Genomic DNA, 21,456 nt, shown 5'->3' with positions numbered 1-21,456 from the left:
GGGCGGCAAAACGGAGACCGATTTGCACTCAAGGGCCGGGGTTTCGCAGTGTTTGGCGGATTTGGCATGCCAACCCTTGCGACCTGTCCCTTTGATCGTGGCTTTTGCCTGGGTCCAAGTGACTGAGGGACCGACAGGCGGAACTTGATGGTCTCGGTCAGAACGAACTGCTTCGTCAGAGTGTGCTGGATTGACCGGTCGGGATGGAAATCGCTAAACTACACGACCTGCGCGACTTCCGTCGAGGCTTTGGTTGTCCCATTCGGCGTAAGTGTGAATGCGCATCGATGAGTTTTTGGAAGGCTAGTCGGCAGCGGGCATGTGGCTTAGCCGAGCCGCAGGCAGCCCTCAGTCGAAGCCGCGACGGTGTGTTGACGCAGCGACGACTGGATCTGAACAGGCGCCTCCGCGTCTCGGTGACTGGTCTTGAGAGCCGCTACAGAGCATGGTACCGCGCTCGGTTCACGGTGCGTCGTCTCGTATCGGTTGTTCGGTAGGCTGTGCGGTAGCAGGTGCACTGGGCTGTTTTTACGCATTGTTGGTCTGCTTCGCCTGACTCGAGGTGTGCCGGTCGCAGGATGGCTGGACGCAAAGTCCCTTCAAAGCAGGTCACGCTGCGGAAATGGCGCGGGGAGCATCGGTCGACCCGCTATGCGCGACCCGAGTTTTGCGCGTGTCTATGTCATAGCGCGTGCGATGTCCTGTACCCGGCCAGGTCTGTCGTGGTCCGTTTCCGTGGTCATCGAAATCTCGCCAGCGACGCACGCATCACACGCATGGAGCGCCGTCCGTAAACCGAGACGCGAAAGGCGTCAAAAGAAGCGGCAGTCGCGCCCTAATGGGTCGGCTCGACGACGGGGTCGATCAAGGTGCGGCCTCCGTCGACGGTCACGATCTGCCCGATCATGAAGGCCGACGCCTCTGACGCCAAATACTGTACGGTCTCGGCCAACTCGTTGGGACCGGCGATGCGCCCCATGGGCGTGGCATCGACAATCTGCTGTCGCAAGCCGCCGTCCTCGCTCAGCCGCGACATGAGATTGGCGGACATCACCGACCCCACGGCGAGCCCGTTCACACGGATGCGCTGGGCGGCGAGGGACACTGCTAAGGACCGTGTGGCCTGGTCTAGGGCGGCGGCGCTGATGGAGTAGGCCAGCAACTCGGGCTGGGTCCGCCGCCCGGCGATGGACCCCACGTTGACGATAGACCCGATGATCCCCTCGGTGCGTTTGTCTTCCTCTGCCTGATGGATCATCCGCTTGGCCACGGCCTGGCTCAGGCGAAGGGGCGTCATCAGGTTTTGCTCCAACAGAGTGCTGACGCTGGTGTCTTCGGTGTCGAGCGGATCCGTCACCATGATCTGGCGCGAGGCATTGACCAGAATGTCCACCCGGTCAAAGGCATCAATGGTGGCCGACAACAGGTTGGCGACCGTCAGTCTTTCCCGGAGATCCCCGGCAAAGTAGCGGATCGCCCCTGCCTCGGCGTTCTTGGCCTCACCAATTTCCGCCTCAAGCCGATCCTCGTCGCGGTCCGCGAACATGACGTTGGCGCCCTGGTTGACGAAATGGCGGGCGATGGCCAGTCCCACGCCATTGGCCGCCCCGGTTACGATCGCAGTCTTACCAGCAATGCTCAAGGTCATGTGGGTCTCCGCTTGGGACGAGTGGCCTCGATGACTTTGTAGCCCCCTTGGTCGGCGCGGACCATGGTGTCTCCAAAGCTCTCTGCCAGAGTGGCTTCGTAGGGCAGGTGGCGGTTCGCTACCATGATCAACCGTCCCCGTGGCGTGAGCAGGCGCGAGGCGACCTGCACAAAGGACCGACCCAATGCCGGGTCGGCTTTGCGCCCCGTGTGGAAGGGTGGGTTCATGACCACGGCATCGTAAGGCCCGCCCTCCCACCGGGTGGCATCGGCCCAATGGAATCGGGCGCGGGGGTCGGCCACATTGACCCGCGCACAGTCCAGCGCCAGGGCCTCGGCCTCGACCAGGGTCACCTCCGTAACCGCGCTCTGCGCCAGGATGTGTGACGAGAGATAGCCCCAACCGGCCCCCAAGTCACAAACCCGACCCGAGAGTGCGTCCAGATGGGCGACCAGTAAGGCCGAGCCTGGATCCACGCCATCGGCAGAAAACACACCTGGCGCCGTGCGAAAGCCATCCACATCACGGGGCAGGGCACGCCAATCGTCTGGCAGCGTTTGGGGTGCCGTGATCTGGAAACACTTGCCATGGGCCTTGGAAAAGACCTCACCGACTTGGGTGATCCCCCGCAGCCGTTTCAGCAAGGAGTCGATGCCGTCGGCCTTGGCCCCATCCACGATGATCGGCCCGCCCGCACCAACAGCTGCCGCTGCTTGGGCCAAGAGGTCATGGGTGAGTGCCTTGGCCCGCGTGGCGAAGACAACGGCCGCCTCCGCTGGTCCATCGATTTCGGACGCCATGGGGAGTCCACGGCTGGCAAGGGCATCGTGGTCGGGTTTGAAGCCATGGACGGCGATCACCTCATCCGAGGGCAGACCGCTCAGATCGATGTCCGCCGGGGGACGCAGCAGCAGGACGCGACCACGCTCTGGCAGGGCAACGACCCCGCTCGCCAAGGCGAGGGATAGACGGGATGACATGGGGGCCGGGTCGGAGGAGGCCTACTCCTCCTTCTCCATCGTACACTGGAGGGGATGCTGGTTGCGCCGGGCGTAATCCATCACCTGGGCCACCTTGGTCTCCGCGATCTCGTGGCTGAAGACACCCACGACGGCCAAACCCTTTTTGTGGACCGTCAACATGATCTCGACCGCCTGGCTGTGGCCGATCCCGAAGAACCGTTCCAGGACCATGACGACAAACTCCATCGGGGTGTAGTCGTCGTTCAGCAGCATCACCTTATACAATGGGGGTTTAGCTGTCTTCGGCTTCACCTTCGTTGCGACCGAGGTGTCGCCATCCCCGCCGTCTGGGGTGTCGACCATGAGGGTGATGTCGAAAGCGTCTTGATCCGTGCGGCGCATGGGCGAGATCCGAGCGTTAGCGGTTGATGACTTGAGACCGCTTCATATAGGCCCATTACCGTGCCTAGGGAAGAGGGTCTGTCGCCGATGCCGGATGGGGTCACCACTATCGCCTTCGATGCCGATGACACGCTTTGGCACACCGAGACCTATTTTCGGCTGACACAGGACCGGTTCGCCGATTTGCTGCGTGACCATGCGGATCCCGATCACTTGATGGAGCGGCTATTGGCCGCGGAACGTCGCAACCTGGGTCACTACGGCTTTGGCGTGAAGGGCTTCGTGTTGTCCATGGTCGAAACGGCAATCGAGGTGACGGAGGGGCGCGTGCCCGCGTCCACGATTTCGCGCTTGCTCGATGAGGGGCGGGAGATGTTGCGCCACCCGATCGACTTGCTTCCCGGCGCCGAAGACACCGTGCGGAGTTTGGCACAAACCCATCGGCTCGTTCTCATCACCAAGGGTGATCTTTTGGATCAAGAGCGCAAGCTGGCCGAAAGCGGGCTCGGCGATCTCTTCGATGGTATTGAGATCGTGAGCGACAAGGTATCGCAAACCTATACCCGGGCCTTCGATGTTCACGGGGATGGCGCGGCGCGGGGCCTTATGGTCGGGAATTCCCTGAAGTCCGATGTCATTCCGGCCTTGGAGGCGGGGGCCTGGGGCGTTTTCTGTCCTTCGGAGATCGAATGGGCGCTAGAGGCCGCGCCCGCGCCCCTGTCTGCCTCCCGATACCGACGGATTGAGACCCTAGCCGATCTTCCGAGCCTTCTCACGTCTCTCTAGGTGGTCGGTGGGAAGGGGCGTCTTAGGGCACGCCCCACCGAACCAAAGCGCGCTCCACACTGGCCCTGCCAACGTCAGAAGAACGCCCGTCCCCGAGACAATGTCTAAGAATCCAAGGCTTTAAGCCAAGAACCCTCGTAACGCCGGACGACCTGGGGTTGACCCGCCCGCAAAAGCGCGTCCACTGACTCTATTGGCCCTCACCACTCCAGCACGGTCCCAAAGCACTACCCTCGCCCCCCATTCGATGTTCCCCAAATATGCGGGGGAGTCGCCGTTGGGCGACGGGGGCAAAGCCCCCAAACACCGGTATCTTCGGTCGATAAGCCCAAATCGTGGTCGAGCGGCCCCGTCGGGGGTCCGGGGGGCGTCCCCCGGCCTCCCCCCTGGGTGCGCCCTCAGGCGAGCACGCCACCTGCGGTAATGGTCAGTTTGCCCCCCAGCCAGGGGCCCAAAACCTCCGGCAGAACCACCGACCCATCCGCTTGCTGACCGTTCTCAAGGACGGCAATCAGGCACCGCCCAACGGCGAGGCCGGAGCCATTGAGCGTGTGGACGAACTCCGGCTTGCCGCCGCCCGCGGGTTTGAAGCGTGCGTTCATGCGACGGGCTTGGAAATCGCCGGTTGTCGAACAGGAGGAAATCTCGCGGTAGGTATTCTGCCCCGGCAGCCAGACCTCGATGTCGTGGGTGCGCCGTGCGCCAAAGCCCATGTCCCCGGTGCAGAGCACGACCGTGCGGTAAGGCAGGCCCAGCGCTTCCAGGATGCCCTCGGCGCAGCGCGTCATGCGATCCAGTTCGGCGCGGCTGTGGTCGGGGTGCGTGACCGAGACCATTTCCACCTTTTCAAACTGGTGTTGGCGCAGCATCCCCGCCGTGTCGCGGCCCGCCGACCCGGCCTCAGACCGGAAACAGAGCGTGTGGGCCGTCATCCGGCGGGGCAGGGTGGCCTCGTCCAGGACATCGCCCGCGACCGAATAGGTCAGCGTCACCTCGGACGTGGGGATCAGCCAATAGCCTTCCCGCGTCAAAAAGCTGTCGTCGCCGAACTTCGGCAGCTTATCGGTGCCCAGCATCGCATCATCGCGGACCAAAACGGGGGTCATATGTTCCACCAGCCCGTTCTCGCCCGTGTGCGTGTCCAGCATGAACTGCGCCAGCGCGCGATGGACCCGCGCGATGGCGCCGCGCAACAGCACGAAGCGGGACCCCGATAGCTTTGCTGCCGTCTCGAAATCCATGCCGGGCACGACGCCTGGGATCTCGAAATGCTCCACCGGTTTGAAGTCAAATGCGCGAGGCGTGCCCCAGCGGTCGATCTCGACGTTGTCAGCCTCATCCGCGCCATCGGGCACGTCTGCATCCGGCAGGTTCGGGATCCCCAGCAGCGCGTCGCGCAGGGCGGCGTCCTTGTCGCGGGCCTCGTCCTCTAGGCGCGCAATCTCGGCTTTTTTGTCAGCAACGAGGGCGCGCAAGCGTTCAAACTCGGCCTCGTCACCTTTGGCCTTTGCGGCGCCCACCTGTTTGGAGGCGGCATTACGCTCTGCCAGGGCGGCCTCGGCCGCGGTGATGCAGGCGCGGCGGGCGCTGTCCAGGGCCAACAGATCGGACGACATCGGCGACAGGCCCCGGCGCGCCAGGGCGGCGTCAAATGCCTCTGGGGTGTCACGGATCGTGCGAATATCGTGCATGGGACCTGTCCTTCGTCTGCGTCCAGCGCCCCCTTACCCCGTGTGCGGTCTTGGGGCCAGGGCTTGCCGCGCGCCCTTGCACCCCCCATTTGCCGACATTAGGGTCGCGCCCGACATTGGGCAGGCTGACCCGACCCAAGAAACACGACAGGGACTACATATGTTCGCAACCCCCGCTTACGCCCAATCCGCCGGTGACGCGATGGCTGGATTTGGCCAATTCATTCCGCTCATTCTGATATTTGCGATCATGTATTTCTTGCTGATCCGGCCCCAGCAGAAGAAGGTCAAAGAGCATAAAGCCATGGTCGAGGCCCTGCGCCGGGGCGATCAGGTCATCACCCAAGGCGGGCTGATCGGGAAGGTCTCCAAGGTCAAGGAAGACGGCGAGCTGGAGGTCGAGATTGCCGAAGGCGTCAAGGTCCGCGTCGTGCGGTCGACCATCGCCCAGGTCGTGTCCAAGACCGAACCGGCGGGCTGACCCATGCTTCAGATCGCGCTCTGGAAGCGTCTGTCGATCCTTCTGGTTTGCGTGATCGGCCTGTCGCTGGCCGCGCCGAACCTGTTTTATGGCCCGGTAGAGCGGCACAACGATGCGATCACCGCCATTGAGCGGGGCGCGATCGAGACCCCCGAATTAACCGAAGCATTGGCCGGTTGGCCGGAGTTTTTGCCGTCGGGCCTTGTGAACCTGGGGCTGGATCTGCGCGGTGGTGCGCACCTGTTGGCCGAGGTTCAGTTGCAGGATGTCTATGCCGGTCGCATCGACGGGTATTGGCCCGAGGTGCGCGACGCGCTGCGCGGCGTGCGCGATCAGGTGGGCACCATCCGCCGCCAGGACAGCGCGCCCGACGCCTTGCGCGTGCGCATTTCGAACCCCGAGGGGATGCAGGTTGCGGTCAATACCGTGCGCGCCATTGCCCAACCCATCGTGTCGCTGTCAGGCGTGGGCCAGACCGACATTGATGTCTCGGGCGCTGGCGACATTCTGACGGTCACCCTGTCAGAGGCCGAGCGCGCCGCCACCGACGACCGCACGATGCAGCAATCGCTGGAAATCATCCGCCGCCGCGTCGATGAGGCTGGCACCCGAGAGCCGACAATCCAGCGTCAGGGGACGGATCGGATCTTGATCCAGGTGCCGGGCATCGGCTCCGCTCAGGAGTTGAAGGAGCTGATCGGCACCACCGCGCGCCTGACCTTCCACCCCGTGATCCAGAGTTCCGTCGCAGCAGACACGCGCCCAGACGCCGATCAATTGGTGCACCCCACCATGGATGAGCCGCTGCGGTACGTCCTGCTGGAGCGCTCGCCCGTGGTGACGGGCGATGATCTGGTCGACAGCCAGCCGGGGTTTGACCAGAACGGGCTGCCCGCCGTCACATTCCGGTTCAACCCCTCGGGTGCCCGTAAATTCGGGGTCTACACGGCTGAAAACATCGGATCGCCCTTCGCAATTGTCTTGGACGAAGAGGTCGTCACCGACCCCGTCATCCGGGATGCCATCACCGGCGGTTCGGGCCAGATTACCGGCAACTTCGGCGTGGAGGAGGCCAATCGCTTGTCGATCCTGCTGCGCGCGGGGGCCTTGCCCGCCGAGATGGTGTTCCTGGAAGAACGCACCATCGGGCCTGAGTTGGGCCAAGACAGCATTGATGCGGGCCAGATTGCCTCGCTCGTGGCGATGGCCGCCGTCGTTGTCTTCATGGTGCTCAGCTACGGGTTGTTTGGCGCCTTCGCGACCGTCGCGCTGGGCATCAACGTTGCGCTGATCTTTGGGGTTCTGTCGTTGATTGGCGGTACGTTGACGTTGCCGGGCATCGCGGGGATTGTTTTGACCATCGGTATGGCCGTGGACGCCAACGTCCTGGTGTTCGAGCGGATCCGAGAAGAATTGAAAACCGCCCGTGGTCCAGCCCGCGCCATCGAGTTGGGGTACGAAAAGGCCCTGTCGGCCATTATTGACGCCAATATCACCACGTTCATCGTCGCTGTGATCCTGTTCACGCTCGGCTCTGGCCCGGTGCGCGGGTTTGCCGTCACCCTGGGTATCGGCATCCTGACGTCGGTGTTCACGGCGATTTTCGTCACCCGCCTGCTGATCGTGTTCTGGTTCGAACGCCGTCGCCCCAAAACGATCGAGGTCTGAGCCATGCGTCTGCGTCTCGTCCCCCAGGACACCGCCTGGGATTTCATGCGCTACCGGAAGTTCACGCTGGGCGCATCGGTGGTGGCCATCGTGCTGTCCCTGGTGGCTTGGCTGGTGTTGGGTCTGAACTTCGGGATCGATTTCCTGGGGGGGACAACGATCCGCACGGAGAGCGTGCAAGCGGTCGATGTGGGGGCGTATCGCGATGCGCTGTCGCCCCTGGGGCTTGGGGATGTGACCATCACCGAAGTCTTCGATCCCACCTTCGCCGCAGACCAAAACGTGGCACAGGTCCGGATTCAAGCGCAGGACGGCACCGGCTCCGTCTCGCCGGAGGTGATATCTTTGGTGCAGGGCGCGCTGACGGCCCTCGATCCCTCCCTGACCTTTGCGTCGGTGGAATCCGTCGGGCCCAAGGTCTCGGGTGAGTTGATCACGACGGCGATCATCGCCTTGGCGGCGGCTATCGGGGCCATGCTGGTCTATATCTGGTTGCGGTTCGAATGGCAGTTCGCCGTGGGCGCGGTCGCGGCCCTGGTCCATGACATTATCCTGACCATCGGCATCTTTAGCTTGCTTCAGATCCGGTTCGATCAGGCGACCATCGCGGCGTTGCTGACGGTGTTGGGCTATTCGATCAACGACACTGTGGTGATCTTCGACCGCCTGCGGGAGAACTTGATCAAGTTTAAGAAAACGCCGCTGATCGAGGTTATGAACCGGTCGGTCAACGAAACGCTCAGCCGGACGTTGATGACCTCCGGCACGACACTTTTGGCGCTGATCGCGCTGATCGTCCTGGGCGGGGATGTCATCCGTGGGTTCGTCTTCGCGATCCTCTGGGGCGTAATCGTCGGAACCTACTCGTCCGTCTATGTGGCGAAGAACGTCGTGCTGCTGTTGGGCGTGGACCGCGATCCCCAGTCGCCGTCAAAGGCGGGCACGCAATCGGGATCCTCCGAGGCGTGATGTTGTTCGGTCAGGGCCCGTTCACCGCGACGAGGCCCTGGTCCCAGCCGAGATCCGCCAGGATGGGGGCCACACTGGCCTCATCATATTCGGTCTGTCCCGGTCGTGCCCGGACGCGGTCCGCATAGACGCGCCCGATGGAAAACGTCATGTCGTTGAGCATCCCATATTCTTCGTCGGTGCTAGCTTCGGGCGTCATCTGCTCAACGAGGACATTTACCATGCCTTCAAGAACGTCCAGGTCCGGGTTTTCGAGGCTGCTGAAGCCGGCGTAAAGCTGACTATAGGTTGGCTCGTCGTAGGGGGTGTAATTGGCCATCGCAGTGGCCCAGGTTTCGCCAACCATGCCTTGGGTGCCCATTTGCGTTTCGACAGCGCGGTTCACGTCGCTGACGCCCTCGCTCAGCGCGCCTGCAGTTGCCGCCGCCGCCGCCGCTGCTACGGACAGCAGGACCACGTAGTCGACGGTCACGGCACCATCTTCGGAACGGAGGAAGGGTAAGAACTTGGGCATCGGCTCAGGTCTCGTGTACACGGGTCAGACCCGAGCGGTATGGCGCAAGACTGCGGCGGAGGATGGGCGCAAATGGGGAATGAGGATCACCGATGCGCGACAGATTAAATCAGATCACTGCATTTGTTTCTGAGCGTCGCGGTGCCCGCTGACATCCTAGAGCAGACAGGTTTGGATTTTGCAGGAGTCCTCCTCCTGTGTGGCGCGGCAGCCCTTGCGGGGTTTGTCCGTGGCTTTTCCGGCTTTGGATCGGCGCTGATTTACATCCCCCTAGCCGCGAGCGTTCTGCCCCCCATCTGGGTTCTGATCACCCTCACGGTCATGGACATGCTTGGGCCGCTACCGACGGTCCCCCGCGCCCTGCGTGATGGCACGCCGCGCCAGGTGTTGGCCCTGGGTGCCGTGGCCGCCCTGTTCCTGCTGCCTGGGCTTTGGCTGTTGGACATCGTGGGGCAAGACGGGTTCCGCTGGTTGGTGTCCGGCGTCTGTTTTGCGACCGTGGGCCTGCTGCTTGCGGGATGGCGCTGGCGGGGCGGGCTTGGGCCCGGTGTGATCGGGGTGAGCGGGGCACTGTCTGGCTTTCTCGGCGGAGTGACGGGCCTGTCGGGCCCGCCGGTCATCCTGACCTATATGGCGGCGCCGCTGCCAGTCGCGGTCATTCGGGCGAATATCCTGGTCTATCTGGTGCTTTGGGATGTCATCTTACTGACGGTCCTGGCGCTCCAAGGTCAGTTGCAGGTGGCGCCTCTGGCCCTTGGCGCTTTACTCATCTTGCCCTATCTGACCGCCAACTTGGTCGGCGCCCGCCTCTTCGATCCGAAACGGGAGGGGCCTTACAGGGCTGCCGCCTACGTCATCATCGCCACCGTCGCCCTGACGACCCTGCCGATCTGGAGCTTGCCATGAACCTGACCGAAGTGACCTTTGACGACGCCCGTCCGTTTGACGGCTACGGTCCAGGCTTCTTCCGTATCGGTGGGGAGGTGGTCCAAGGGGGGCTGATCCTCCACCCTGGCGGGATGATGCCTTGGCAGGGCTATGGCGACGCCGACGCATTGGTGGGTTTGGCCGGTGTGGTCGATGTGGTGTTTGTCGGAACGGGCCCAGATATCGCCCACGTCCCGGCGGATTTGCGCGCCGCCGTAGAAGGCGCGGGACTGGGCTTGGAGGTCATGAACACACCAGCCGCCTGCCGCACCTACAATGTGCTTGTGGGCGAAGGCCGCCGCGTCGCAGCCGCTGTTCTGCCGCTCCTGTCCTAGCGCGGGTCGCCCACCGCTCGTGCCCGGTTACCCGCCCGTAAGCGCGCTTGGATCGTATCCCATGTCGCTGCTGATGCGCGTCAGTTCGGTCTCGTCAAATGTTGTCCCCGTGTCCCTGACACCGCCAGCGTTCAGGTAAGCCACGTCGACTGCAGCGCTGAAATCCGCGACCTGACCAACGATTTCCGCGTCCGTGGTATCGGTGATTTGGTCGTTTAGGGCATTCGAGTAGGCCGCGATTTGCGCCAAGTCGGTCGAGGACAGCTGCGACATGGACGTCATCAAGCTGTCGTACTGCGCCCCGTCATGTGGAGTATAGCCAAAGCCGCCTTGGATCCGTGCGATGATCGACGGTGCGTTCAACCGGTCATCAATCCGGTTCACCTGGGTTTGCAGAGTCTCACCCATCAGGCCCATTGTCGCCAGAACCAAGCCGGTCACCGCCGCCGTCAACACGACCCAGTCCACGGTGACAGCGCCCGCTTCGTCACGCAGGAAAGCTCGGACCATAGGGAGACCCTTTCGATTAGCACGGATCCCTATGTCGGCGGAACATGTGGCGCAAATGGGGCAGGGACTGCGCCCCTGACACCCAATCCCGTGAACAATCGAACCAATTTGGAGGTAGTCTTGTCGCCTCGGGGTCAGATCTCCGGACCGCTCGCCTGAGGTCTAGCGAAGGACGCCGACACGTGCTTGGCAGCTTAGTCTGTTAACCTTTCGCCCGTCACCAATGGCCGGTGTTCTCCATGCTCGCCCAGGGCTCCTGCGCAGGCTTGGCATCCCCCTTCTGCAAAAGCTCTATCGAAATGTTATCAGGGGACCGGACGAACGCCATGTGCCCGTCGCGCGGCGGCCGGTTGATCGTGACGCCATTGTCCATGAGCATCTGGCAAGTCTCGTAGATGTCATCCACCGTATAGGCCAGATGCCCGAAATGACGACTGTCCGCCGGCAGCGCGTCGTCCCCATCCCAATTGTACGTCAGTTCAACATCTGCGTGCCCATCGGCCTGATCCGGTGGGCAGAGGAATACGAGTGTGAACCGACCCCGCTCGTTCTCGGACCGGCGCCGTTCCACCAAGCCCAACATTTTGTAGAAGGCGAGGGAGGCATCCAAGTCTTTCACGCGGACCATGGTGTGGAGGTAGGTGATGGGCATCTGTTTCTCCTTAGGTGCTATGCGGGACACTAGCGTCGCCTTGGGGCACCTCAACCCTGGCCCCGCCATCGCGATGGCTGCCCGCCAGAGGACCGCGACCCATGTGCGCCGCTCGGTCGACGTCACGTTTTCGCCCGGCTGGAGAGTGACTTGATCCTTCGATTTGGTGGGCCGGGGCTAAGTCAGATTTGCGTCACGCTAAGCGGTCCGTGCGCAATCCTGCAGCCCTTGGACCGATCGTAATCCATTTCTCCACCAGCGGACGCCAAGAACGCTATTTTGGTCCAAGAGTTCCATCCCGGCGGATTAACGCCCGCGACCCTGCGCTTAACGGCCATCGTCCCGTTGCGTGAATGTGTCATAGGTATTCGACTACTAGGCGTTGGTCATCTCCAAGCAGCGTTTTCCTAATAGCGGTGGGCGCTTTGGAACGGTGGAACTCAAGCGAACGGACTCGGGTCCAACACGAGATTGGATAAAGAACCTCGGTGTCTGGGTCTTCGCGCGTCAACGGGCATGCATCAACATGCTTGGATGCGGCAGGCGTTTAGCCAAGGACCTTCCCAACACCCGAATACCAAGTCTGTTCGACCTGACCTTCTGGTTTCTCGGAAGGTACGCACGTTTCGTTCGAAAGATCAGGGACTGCGTGATCTCCCACACCGCAGCCCGACCAGATGTTGCACCCACCCGCTTGAACGGTCCAACATGTGGCCAACCGCGAATCCCACACTCCGAGGCCCTATGCCCCTGACTCCTGCCCAACAGGCCGAGATCGATGCCCAACGCGCTCGGTCCAACGAAACCCGGCGCGCAACTGTTCCAGGGATAGAGTCACATCTCTACACCGCGCATCCTGTACTCGATCACGGGTTCATTCGCGTCATCGACTACATGGGCGACGACTCTGCCATCACGCAGGCGGCGCGGGTCAGCTACGGACGTGGCACCAAGGCGGTCTCCAATGATGAGGGGCTTATCCGGTATCTGATGCGGCACTGGCACTCGACCCCGTTCGAGATGTGCGAGATCAAGCTGCATGTGAAGCTGCCGGTATTTGTCGCACGCCAATGGATCCGCCATCGCACGGCAAACGTGAATGAATACTCCGCCCGCTACTCGATCTTGGATCGCGAATTCTACATCCCCGCGCCCGACGATCTGGCGGCACAGTCCGTTGTGAACAACCAAGGGCGGGGCGAAGCACTTACTGGTGACGAGGCCCAGCGCGTTCTCGACTGGTTGCGCGACGACAGCACCCGGGCCTACGACCATTACGAAGCGATGATCTCCCAGGATGGCCAGCAGGGTCTTGCGCGGGAACTGGCCCGGATGAACCTGCCTGCCAACATTTACACGCAGTGGTACTGGAAGGTGGACCTCCATAATCTGTTTCATTTCCTCCGCCTGCGCGCCGACGCCCACGCCCAGATGGAGATAAGGGTCTACGCTGAGACTCTTTGCCAAATCGTTAAGGATTGGGTTCCCTTTGCCTATTCGGCGTTCGAGGACTATCGCCTTGGCGGCGCGCAGCTCTCCGCGCGCGGGGTCGACTGCGTTCGCCGCATGCTCGCCGGGCAGGAGGTCACACAAGAGACCTCGGGTATGAGCAAGGGCGAATGGAGAGAGTTCATGGACGTCGTGCGCGCGGGTGAAGCCTGACATCCTGGCAGCCCTGGTCACGTGATCCGCGTTTCGGTTGCGAAACCAACGAATGCGCTCACGGGATACGCTTTGAACCGGGACCGCTGTCCCTGATGGGCCGTCTTTACGTGCTGTTCGGTCAGATAGAACTGCTTGAGTGGCTTCTGGGCGGTCGCAGTGTCACGCTCCGGAGCACCGCGCCGTTTGGTCAAAGGTAACCATCGTTAAAAGACGGAGCGGGCTGACCAGCACAAGACACGGTGCCGCGTTTGGTGCGGTTCGTCACTCTGGGGATAAAGGGTGAAACGTCGGTAACGCTAAGCCCTACGCCCGTTGTCCGCCGCACCGCTTTCCCGCAGTGTACTGCGCCAAGCGTGCACGCATCTGGTTAAGTACGTCGTGACGTTTGTTGCTTGCCGCAGCGAACGACGATGTAGCGTCTTCGACGCAAACCCCCGCGACACTTTCGTGCAATCGGACACCTATGTGCATCTTTGCCAGTGCGTTCGAATTGATCCGAGGTCTCTTGCTGACCGTCTCGGCTATGGAGTGCATACGGGCCTGCGAGTAGATCTCGCAGGCCCGTATGCATTCATTGGGGCGACACTATCCCACCCGTCGCTCCGCCTGGCGACGGAACCGTGAGTCCGTGCCCAACGTGAACGTCCCGCGGCTCACTTTCCGCAGAGTACCTTCCCGAAGGAGTTGGCCGAACCCGCGCAGACCGTCCTCTCGGCTCAGATCGTCCACGGCCTCAGCCGCCAGGTGCAACAGCCGGGGGCGGGAGAACTTGTCTTCTCCCATAACGGTCGCGGAGTAAACGGCAGCCGCTTCCAAGACATCCGCGAGGTCAGTCGCCCCCACGTCCTGTGCGAATTGCTCAAAGTCGTCGCCCATGTCTGGCGTCTGGCGCCGGGGGGGTGCTTTGGCTTCGATCTCGCGGTCCATGTCAGCGACGCGCGGGGCCCGACGGGGCGCCACCGGTGCGGGAGCTTCCTGTGGGGCCTGTGCCGCCTCCGCAATCCGTTGCTCCGACACGAGCACCAGTGGAGCGTTCCGTTCCGGTCGCGCGGTTTTGACAGGCTCTTCAGACTTCGTGGCGCGCCGCGGACGGACCGTGCTGGCCAAGTCGGCACGATAGGCGCCCGAGTCATCGACCTTGACCGTTTCCATCGTGTCATCGGCGCGACGTGCGGCGACGGCCGCCTTGAGGTGCGAGATGTTGGCGTGGCGGCGAGAGGTGTCTTCGCCGGACAAACGGCTGTCGGTGGCCGCGAACAACCTCTCAAGGTCCTCGGGGTCCGCATCGGTCGCCGCCGCTGGCGTTTCTTCACCGGCGTCCTCGACAGCGGTCTGCACCTCTTCGAAAGCCGCATCTGTGGGCTCGGCCTCCGCATCCGTTGCCGGTTCTGTCACCGCGTCCTTTTCGTCGACGTGGGCCGTCTCGTCGTCGTCGGGCGCATCGAATGACGGTGCTGGAGCAGGGGCCTCTGCGGGGGTGTCATCCAGTTCTTCCACGGCTCGGATCGCGGCCAGTTCGGCCATCAGGTCGTCATCGCCCATCGAGGCGCTGGCCGCGGCGGGCGCGAGAACCTCGTCGATGTCGTCTTCGACGTTGGCGCCCGTCGCATCCCGTCCGAGTTCCGCTTCAATCGCGGCCAATTCGGCCATCAGGTCGGCCTCTTCGTCATCGCCGAGGTTCAGGTCGGACGCGGTGGGGCCGTCGGAGGCAGCAGGAGCGGACGCGTCCACGGCCGCAGCTTCGGCAGTGTCTTGGCTTGGTACGTTTTGCGGCGGCTGATCTGCGCTCATCGCACCGTCCGGAGCCGAAGGTGCCGTCGGTGCAGGTCTGTCAGCGGCAAGAGATGCAGCGGCTTCGGCGGCGGCCTCTGCGGCAGCCGCGGCGCGACGAACTTTGCGAACGCGGATGCGGCGGCGAGGGCGTTCACTGCTTGCGTCTTTGGCTGGCACATCGTCCGAACCGACTGTGACATCCTCCGATCCATCGTTGGATTGTTCTTCGATCTTGGCGGATTCGGCGGGTATGCTGGCTTCGTCTTGGTCCGACCGGCGACGCGCCGTGTGAGCGACGGCCTGAGCCAGTGTTTCGACTGTGTTCTTCGGCGTAGGCTCAGCCGCAACCGCCGCAACCGCCGCATCCATGGAGACTTCAGCGGCACCGCTGTCCGCGACTGCATCGCCAACCCGAAGGAGTTCGTCCGCATCTTCGTCTGCGGAGCCGTCCGCCTGTAGCTCAGCGTCACCCTCGATATCGTCGCTCGCGTCAGTCAGGTTCACCGTCGCGATTGTCTCTTCGGCTGTCTCGAAGGATGCCTCCAACGTGTCCTGGAGCCGTTCGATCAGACCCTCGTCCTCGGCATGCTGATCTTCGGAGTAAGGCGAGGAAAACGCTTCCTCTTCGGCCACCGCATTGCGGATCCGTGCGAGTTTCGCCGCGGCGCTTTGATCAAGTGCGGTGTCTTCGGCAGGGGCATCGCCCTCGGCCGCAGCCTCTATTTCGGGCGAGACCTCCGCAACGCCCACATCCGGGACCGCCGGCAGTTCATCTGATGCCGCCTCGCCAACAGGGAGATCCGCTTCGTCCACCTGCGTGGCCACCTCCGCCGGAACGTCTTCGTCTGTTACTGCAACGGCTGCGTCGACAACCGGATCAGCAACGGGCTCGGCGTCGCTTTCGATGGGTTGCGCGATCACGTCTGGCGCGGCTGGGGTTGCCGCAGCGGGGCGCAGGCGGACGCCACTGTCGTCGCCCTCGGCCTCCACCGCGGACTGGGTCTTCGCCTCGGCAATCTGACGGAGCATCGCCATGTCGGGCGTTGGTGGCTCCGCCCCAAAATAGCGGTCTTGGGCTGCCAGATCGCGGAAGTACTCCGCGATGTCCGTCATTGTGGAGAACGGATCGTCGAACCCTTCGAGCGTGCACGAAAAGGTTCCGTAAGCGACCGTCAGTATCTTGTTTGCAGGCACCATGGTTGTCACCACTTCCTTCTCGGACCGAAAAACTGTTTCACTTCGCATCCGAAGAAACAAAACGATTCGAGTCAAATCGTGCCCAGTTCGGGACCATTTGACGAATTCCGAGACGGATTTTTGCCAGAATCGACGTCAATGCCAAGTTCCCTTCCTCATAATGGCCCAGGTTCAGCGGATCGCCAAACTCCGGAAACGCTGGTCGGTGGGGCGGGGGTTAGCACGGGTGTCCTTGCCAGAGCCTTAACGCTTGCTCCGCGCATAGTGGCCGTTGATGGAGGGGCGAATGACCTTCTGGCGCAGGATATCGTCCCTGATCGGTTGGTTGGGGACCTCGATAGCGCGTCTGCGGAGGCGCGCACGGCCTTCGCGGAGGTGACCCACCATATCGCGGAGCAAGACAGCACGGATTTTGCCAAAGCGCTGCGCACGAGCGAGGCGCCTTGGGTGATCGGCGTTGGGTTTCTTGGTCGGCGGGTGGACCATTTCCTCGCGTGCCTCAGCGAAATGGCCCGCCGTCCGGCGTGCCCACAGGTGATTTTGCTGGGTGAGGTGGATTGCCTCTGTCTGCTGCCGCGCCGCGTCACTTTGGACATCCCGATAGGCAGTCGCGTGTCGCTCTGGCCGCTCGGGCAGGCGCGTGGGCGAAGTCTGGGGCTACGCTGGCCCGTGGATGGCCTGGTGTTTGAGCCAGCGGGGCAGGTCGGTACCTCGAATCGCAGTGTTGCGCCAGAGGTGACCATAGACATGGAGGGGGGGCCGGTTGCGTTGATCTTGGCCTCCGACAACTTAGAGGCGATGCTGCACGGGCTTAAAATCGACCCTCGCCCGGTGTCGTCCGACGTCCTATAACGACGGGGCGGAGCGTCAGGAGGACCCAGCGGATGCCATCACGACTGAACCCTATCGACATGGCGAAATACGTCTCGGCGCGTCGGGCACTGGACTATGTCGAAGACGGGATGCGGATTGGCTTGGGAACGGGCTCGACCGCCGCATGGATGGTCCGCTGCCTTGGCGAGATGGTGCGCGAGGATGGCTTTCGCATCACGGGCGTGCCCACCTCGACGCGCACAGCCCACCTTGCCCGCGAGGTCGGCGTGCCCATCGCCTCGCTGGAAGACGTGAAATGGCTGGACCTGACCATTGACGGGGCGGATGAATTCGACCCCGATCTGAACCTGATCAAAGGCGGCGGCGGCGCTTTGTTGCAGGAAAAGATCGTCGCGACCGCGTCCGATATGATGGTCGTGATCACCGATGCGTCCAAGAATGTCGACACCCTTGGCGCCTTCCCGCTCCCGGTGGAGGTGATCCCCTTTGGCTGGCAGACGACCAAGGCCCTGATTGAGGAAAGCCTGATCGGTATGGATGTGGGAGGGCGGTCGGTGACGCTGCGGCTCAACCGCGACGCCCCCTATCGCACTGACGAGGGCAATTTGATCCTGGACCTGCACCTGCGGCGTATCGGGAACCCGCGACAGCTCAGCCTGGTCCTCAACCAGATGCCGGGCGTCGTGGAGAATGGGTTGTTCCTAGATATTTGCGATGTGGTGGTGGTCGGTGCCTCTGATGGATCGGTCGAGGTCCGGGACATCAACAACGGGACCGTGGTGACCGAACAGGTCGATATGCAGGACGACGATAACATCTTCGTCAGAGTGTCGGAGTAAACCACGGCCTGCGACATTGCGGCTGCGGCGGGCAACCACTAGGTCTGGCGTCAAGATCGACGCAGGAGCCTAGGCCATGGAATTCGACTACGACCTTTTCGTCATCGGCGGTGGCTCCGGCGGGGTGCGGGCGGCACGTTTGACGGCCTTGGGCGGCCAGAGGGTCGCCCTTGCCGAGGAAAGTCGGATGGGCGGCACCTGCGTGATCCGGGGCTGTGTGCCCAAGAAGCTCATGGTCTTTGCGTCAGAGTACCCGGGCGCGATCCAGCAAGCGACCCAATACGGATGGGATGCGCAGGTTGGCGCCTTCGACTGGACCGCGTTCAAGGACCACCTCAACAGTGAGTTGTCGCGCCTCGAAGGGGCCTATGAAGGCAATGCCGAGAAGGCTGGCGTCGAGATCTTTAAACAGCGGGCCAAGGTCGCGGATGCACATACGGTGGAATTGGCCGACGGCACGCGCAAGACGGCCAAACATATCCTGATCGCGGTGGGTGGGCGACCCAGCCGACCCGATATGCCGGGGGCTGACCTGGGCCTGGTATCGGATGATTTGTTTGATCTGCCGCAGTTGCCGAAGAAGATGTTGATCGTTGGCGCGGGCTATATCGGCTGCGAATTTGCCTGTGTGTTCAACGGCTTGGGGGTGGATGTCCAGATGTTCATCCGAAAAGCCCAGATCCTGCGCGGCTTTGATGATGAGGCGCGTGGGCACGTGGCAGATTGCATGCAGCAACGTGGTGTTACGCTTCACACGGGCTGCGCGCCGACGGCCATCGAAAAGCGTGGTGACCGGATTTGGGTCAAGGGCTCCAATGGGCACGAGGACGAATTTGACGCCTTGCTGTGGGCCACCGGTCGGACGCCGAACACGGCGGGGCTGGGCTTGGAGGACGTGGGGGTCAAGCTCAACCGTCGCGGCGCCATCGAGGTCGATGAGTATGGTCAAACGGCCGTTCCGTCGATCTATGCTTTGGGCGATGTCATCGGTCGCGTTGAGCTGACACCGGTCGCGATCCGGGAGGCCATCGCGTTCCACGAGACGGTGTTCAAGGGCAACCGGACCAAGATGGATTACGACCTGATCCCGTCCGCGACCTTTACGCAGCCAGAGATGGGCACCGTGGGCCTGACCGAAGAACAAGCCGAAGAACAGGAACCGACCCTGGTCTATGCGACAGCCTTCCGCCCCATGCAGAGCGCTTTTGCAGGTGGTGCGGAACGGGTTCTGTTCAAAATGCTCGTCTCGAAGGACACCGATAAGGTTCTCGGGGTCCATATCGTCGGCCCATCGGCTGCCGAGATGATTCAATTCGTCGCCGTCGCCCTCAAGATGGGCGCGACCAAGGCTGATTTCGACCGGACATGCGCCGTTCACCCCGCGATGGCCGAGGAAATGGTGACGATGAAGGACCCCGTGCGCGTCCTCGCTTGAAGTCCCCGGTTTCCGGGCCAATCTTACAAACAGCAAGACAAGACCTAATACGGAAGGGACTTTCCTGATGGCAGGAACAGGCGGCCCCTGGGGGGGCGGTGGCAACTCCGGTGGCGGACGAGGGTCGAATGACGGCCCCGATCGTGGCTCAGATCGACCGAATGGCGGGCGTAGACCCGGACAGCCGGGCGGACCGAATATTCCAGAAATCGACGATTTGGTGCGCAAGGGCCAGGATCAGTTGCGCGTGCTCATGGGTGGCCGCGGCGGGGGACCCCGTCGGCCAAACGGCGGCAACGGAGGCGGCGGTGGCGGGTTCGAACTGAACCGCACCACGCTTATCGTGGGTCTTTTGGCCGCGCTCGGTCTCTGGATCTATGCGTCGGTCTACACGGTGCGTCCGGAAGAACGGTCGGTGGAACTGTTCCTTGGCGACTTCCAGGGCTCCATCGGGCAGCCGGGTCTGAACTTCGCGCCGTGGCCTGTGGTCACTGCCGAGGTCATCCCGGTGTCTACGGAACGGACGGTGGACATTGGCGTGAACCGCGGAAACCGCCAGGAACAGGGTCTGATGCTGACCGGCGACGAGAACGTCGTCGACATCGACTTCCAGGTGGCGTGGAACATCTCGGACCCGTCCGAATTCCTCTTCAATCTGCGCGATCCGGAGCAATCCATCCGCGCCGTGTCCGAGTCGGCCATGCGGGAAATCGTTGCGCGGTCTCAGCTAGCACCGATCTTGAACCGGGACCGGGGCGTCATCGCCGATGAACTCCGCGAACTGATCCAGTCGACGCTCAACAGCTACAACGCCGGGGTGAACATCATCCGTGTCAACTTCGACCGCGCCGACCCGCCGGAGCAGGTGATCGACGCCTTCCGCGAAGTGCAAGCGGCGGAGCAGCAGCGAGACCGTCTCCAGTCGGAGGCCGATGCCTATGCCAACCGCGTCCTCGCAGGCGCGCGCGGTGAAGCCGCCCAGCTTCTGGAGGAAGCCGAAGGCTACCGCGCCCGTGTAGTCAACGAAGCCGAAGGTGAAGCCAGCCGCTTTACCGCCGTTCTTCAGGAATATGCCAATGCGCCCGACGTGACGCGTCGACGTTTGTACCTCGAAACCATGGAACAGGTGCTGGGCGACGTCGACAAGATCATCGTGGATGACGGCATCGGCGGGGCCGGTGGCCAGGGCATCGTTCCCTATCTGCCGCTCAATGAATTGCGCGGCGGGCGCACCACCCAAGGGGGGACGAACTGATGAAACGCTCTGCTTTTCTTCTACCCATCGCAGCCCTTGCAGTCCTGCTGCTGTTCTCGTCGATTTTCGTCGTGGACGAACGTCAAAAGGCGCTGGTGCTGCAATTCGGGCGCGTCGTCTCGGTTAAGGAAGATCCCGGTCTGGCCTTCAAACTGCCGCTGATCCAGGACGTCGTTTTCTACGATGACCGCATTCTCAGCCGCGATGTGGACCCGATCGAAGTCACGCCGTCCGATGACCGCCGTCTGGTCGTGGATGCCTTCGCACGGTACCGCATCATCGAGGTTGAGCGCTTTCGGGAAGCGGTCGGTGTTGGCGGGATCGCCCTTGCGGAATCGCGCCTGGACTCGATCTTGCGGTCCGAGTTGCGGGAGGTTCTGGGGTCGGTGTCCTCCAACGAGATCCTCTCCGAGGACCGTGCGGCGCTGATGATGCGCATCGCGACCGGTGCCCGGGCCGAGGCCCTCGCCCTCGGGTTGCAAGTCATTGACGTCCGCTTGAAGCGGACCGACCTGCCGCCGCAAAACCTGGACGCCACCTTCGCGCGGATGCGCGCCGAGCGGGAGCGGGAAGCCGCGGACGAAATCGCGCGCGGTGAAGAAGCGGCCCAACGGATCCGGGCGCAGGCCGACCGGACGGTGGTCGAACTTACCTCCGAGGCGGGTCGCGAAGCGGAGATCGTGCGTGGTGAGGCAGATGCCCGCCGGAACGCGATCTTTGCCGGTGCCTTTGGCGAGGACCCAGAGTTCTTTGAATTCTACCGGTCCATGACCGCCTATACCCGGGCGCTACAGGGACAGAATTCGACCCTGGTGCTGTCGCCGGATTCGGAGTTCTTCGACTACCTGCGCACCGACCAAGTCACCGCAGACTGATCTGCGAAAACACACTGAGGAAGGCCGGCCCATTGGGT

General features: G+C 62.8%; 20 protein-coding genes. 12 read left to right on the top strand and 8 right to left on the bottom strand.

Annotation, left to right across the window (positions count from 1 at the left end; translation table 11 throughout):
- Positions 1 to 835: 835 nt before the first annotated feature.
- From K5R33_RS06795 to clpS, 3 genes are read right to left on the bottom strand one after another with little or no spacing between them, the layout of a single operon-like run.
- On the bottom strand, positions 836 to 1,648 hold the full coding sequence (locus tag K5R33_RS06795; protein ID WP_220748253.1) for an SDR family NAD(P)-dependent oxidoreductase: 813 nt from the start codon (positions 1,646 to 1,648) through the stop codon (positions 836 to 838).
- The gene (locus tag K5R33_RS06790; protein WP_220748252.1) at positions 1,645 to 2,628 is read right to left on the bottom strand and encodes a class I SAM-dependent methyltransferase; all 984 of its coding nucleotides are present in this window, start codon (positions 2,626 to 2,628) and stop codon (positions 1,645 to 1,647) included. The genes K5R33_RS06795 and K5R33_RS06790 overlap by 4 nt, the downstream gene beginning before the upstream one ends.
- A 21-nt stretch (positions 2,629 to 2,649) precedes the next feature.
- Complete coding sequence (clpS, locus tag K5R33_RS06785; RefSeq protein ID WP_255576242.1) at positions 2,650 to 2,973, bottom strand: ATP-dependent Clp protease adapter ClpS; 324 nt, start codon at positions 2,971 to 2,973, stop codon at positions 2,650 to 2,652.
- A gap of 126 nt (positions 2,974 to 3,099) precedes the next feature.
- Here clpS and K5R33_RS06780 point away from each other — a divergent pair, with 126 nt between their 5' ends.
- Positions 3,100 to 3,798, top strand: a complete 699-nt coding sequence (locus K5R33_RS06780) for an HAD family hydrolase (RefSeq protein WP_220748250.1) — start codon at positions 3,100 to 3,102, stop codon at positions 3,796 to 3,798.
- A gap of 398 nt (positions 3,799 to 4,196) precedes the next feature.
- On the opposite strand, the gene serS is transcribed toward K5R33_RS06780, so the two are convergent.
- On the bottom strand, positions 4,197 to 5,489 hold the full coding sequence (serS, locus tag K5R33_RS06775) for a serine--tRNA ligase (RefSeq protein WP_220748249.1): 1,293 nt from the start codon (positions 5,487 to 5,489) through the stop codon (positions 4,197 to 4,199).
- A gap of 160 nt (positions 5,490 to 5,649) precedes the next feature.
- On the opposite strand from serS, the gene yajC reads away from it, so the two are divergent.
- The 3 genes from yajC to secF are packed head-to-tail and all read left to right on the top strand — an operon-like array spanning position 5,650 to position 8,607.
- On the top strand, positions 5,650 to 5,970 hold the full coding sequence (gene yajC, locus K5R33_RS06770; protein ID WP_220748248.1) for a preprotein translocase subunit YajC: 321 nt from the start codon (positions 5,650 to 5,652) through the stop codon (positions 5,968 to 5,970).
- A gap of 3 nt (positions 5,971 to 5,973) precedes the next feature.
- Positions 5,974 to 7,638, top strand: coding sequence for a protein translocase subunit SecD (gene secD, locus K5R33_RS06765; RefSeq protein ID WP_220748247.1), 1,665 nt, complete (start codon positions 5,974 to 5,976; stop codon positions 7,636 to 7,638).
- A 3-nt stretch (positions 7,639 to 7,641) separates the two neighbouring features.
- Positions 7,642 to 8,607 (top strand): protein translocase subunit SecF, encoded by a 966-nt coding sequence (secF, locus tag K5R33_RS06760; RefSeq protein ID WP_220748246.1) that lies wholly within the window; start codon positions 7,642 to 7,644, stop codon positions 8,605 to 8,607.
- Between the two features lie 10 nt (positions 8,608 to 8,617).
- Here the strand turns inward: secF and K5R33_RS06755 are convergent, their stop codons facing one another.
- Complete coding sequence (locus tag K5R33_RS06755; RefSeq protein WP_220748245.1) at positions 8,618 to 9,121, bottom strand: hypothetical protein; 504 nt, start codon at positions 9,119 to 9,121, stop codon at positions 8,618 to 8,620.
- A gap of 141 nt (positions 9,122 to 9,262) precedes the next feature.
- Between K5R33_RS06755 and K5R33_RS06750 the strand changes: the two genes are divergently transcribed.
- Together K5R33_RS06750 and K5R33_RS06745 are read left to right on the top strand one after the other, a co-directional pair.
- A complete protein-coding gene (locus tag K5R33_RS06750) occupies positions 9,263 to 10,027 on the top strand; it encodes a sulfite exporter TauE/SafE family protein (protein ID WP_220748244.1) in 765 nt (254 codons plus the stop codon).
- Positions 10,024 to 10,383 carry an Mth938-like domain-containing protein gene (locus K5R33_RS06745; protein ID WP_220748243.1) on the top strand — a complete coding sequence of 120 codons (360 nt, stop codon included), beginning with the start codon at positions 10,024 to 10,026 and terminating at the stop codon, positions 10,381 to 10,383. Before K5R33_RS06750 ends, K5R33_RS06745 begins: the two co-directional genes overlap by 4 nt.
- 27 nt (positions 10,384 to 10,410) lie before the next feature.
- On the opposite strand, the gene K5R33_RS06740 is transcribed toward K5R33_RS06745, so the two are convergent.
- Both K5R33_RS06740 and K5R33_RS06735 read right to left on the bottom strand, forming a co-directional pair.
- Complete coding sequence (locus tag K5R33_RS06740) at positions 10,411 to 10,893, bottom strand: hypothetical protein (RefSeq protein WP_220748543.1); 483 nt, start codon at positions 10,891 to 10,893, stop codon at positions 10,411 to 10,413.
- Between the two features lie 217 nt (positions 10,894 to 11,110).
- Positions 11,111 to 11,545 carry a VOC family protein gene (locus tag K5R33_RS06735; RefSeq protein WP_220748242.1) on the bottom strand — a complete coding sequence of 145 codons (435 nt, stop codon included), beginning with the start codon at positions 11,543 to 11,545 and terminating at the stop codon, positions 11,111 to 11,113.
- 744 nt (positions 11,546 to 12,289) lie between these two features.
- Between K5R33_RS06735 and thyX the strand changes: the two genes are divergently transcribed.
- Entirely contained in the window at positions 12,290 to 13,207 is a 918-nt protein-coding gene (gene thyX / locus K5R33_RS06730; RefSeq protein WP_220748241.1) for an FAD-dependent thymidylate synthase, read from the top strand.
- A gap of 588 nt (positions 13,208 to 13,795) precedes the next feature.
- Here thyX and K5R33_RS06725 read toward each other — a convergent pair.
- On the bottom strand, positions 13,796 to 16,180 hold the full coding sequence (locus K5R33_RS06725) for a midas domain-containing protein (RefSeq protein WP_444542929.1): 2,385 nt from the start codon (positions 16,178 to 16,180) through the stop codon (positions 13,796 to 13,798).
- 138 nt (positions 16,181 to 16,318) lie between these two features.
- Here K5R33_RS06725 and K5R33_RS06720 point away from each other — a divergent pair, with 138 nt between their 5' ends.
- The 5 genes from K5R33_RS06720 (at position 16,319) to hflC (ending at position 21,418) form a co-directional block, all read left to right on the top strand.
- Positions 16,319 to 17,032: a thiamine diphosphokinase gene (locus K5R33_RS06720; RefSeq protein WP_220748239.1), complete on the top strand. Its 714-nt coding sequence runs from the start codon at positions 16,319 to 16,321 to the stop codon at positions 17,030 to 17,032.
- Between the two features lie 32 nt (positions 17,033 to 17,064).
- Positions 17,065 to 17,853: a ribose-5-phosphate isomerase RpiA gene (gene rpiA, locus K5R33_RS06715; RefSeq protein ID WP_220748238.1), complete on the top strand. Its 789-nt coding sequence runs from the start codon at positions 17,065 to 17,067 to the stop codon at positions 17,851 to 17,853.
- A 76-nt stretch (positions 17,854 to 17,929) separates the two neighbouring features.
- A complete protein-coding gene (gorA, locus tag K5R33_RS06710) occupies positions 17,930 to 19,288 on the top strand; it encodes a glutathione-disulfide reductase (protein WP_220748237.1) in 1,359 nt (452 codons plus the stop codon).
- A 67-nt stretch (positions 19,289 to 19,355) separates the two neighbouring features.
- Complete coding sequence (gene hflK / locus K5R33_RS06705; RefSeq protein WP_220748236.1) at positions 19,356 to 20,543, top strand: FtsH protease activity modulator HflK; 1,188 nt, start codon at positions 19,356 to 19,358, stop codon at positions 20,541 to 20,543.
- Positions 20,543 to 21,418 carry a protease modulator HflC gene (hflC, locus tag K5R33_RS06700; RefSeq protein WP_220748235.1) on the top strand — a complete coding sequence of 292 codons (876 nt, stop codon included), beginning with the start codon at positions 20,543 to 20,545 and terminating at the stop codon, positions 21,416 to 21,418. Before hflK ends, hflC begins: the two co-directional genes overlap by 1 nt.
- Positions 21,419 to 21,456 lie beyond the last annotated feature (38 nt).

The organism is Jannaschia pagri (assembly GCF_019655435.1).
GTDB classification, from domain to species: domain Bacteria; phylum Pseudomonadota; class Alphaproteobacteria; order Rhodobacterales; family Rhodobacteraceae; genus Jannaschia; species Jannaschia pagri.
The sequence above is the reverse complement of the archived record's forward strand: the minus strand, read 5'-3'. Positions and strand labels throughout refer to the sequence as shown.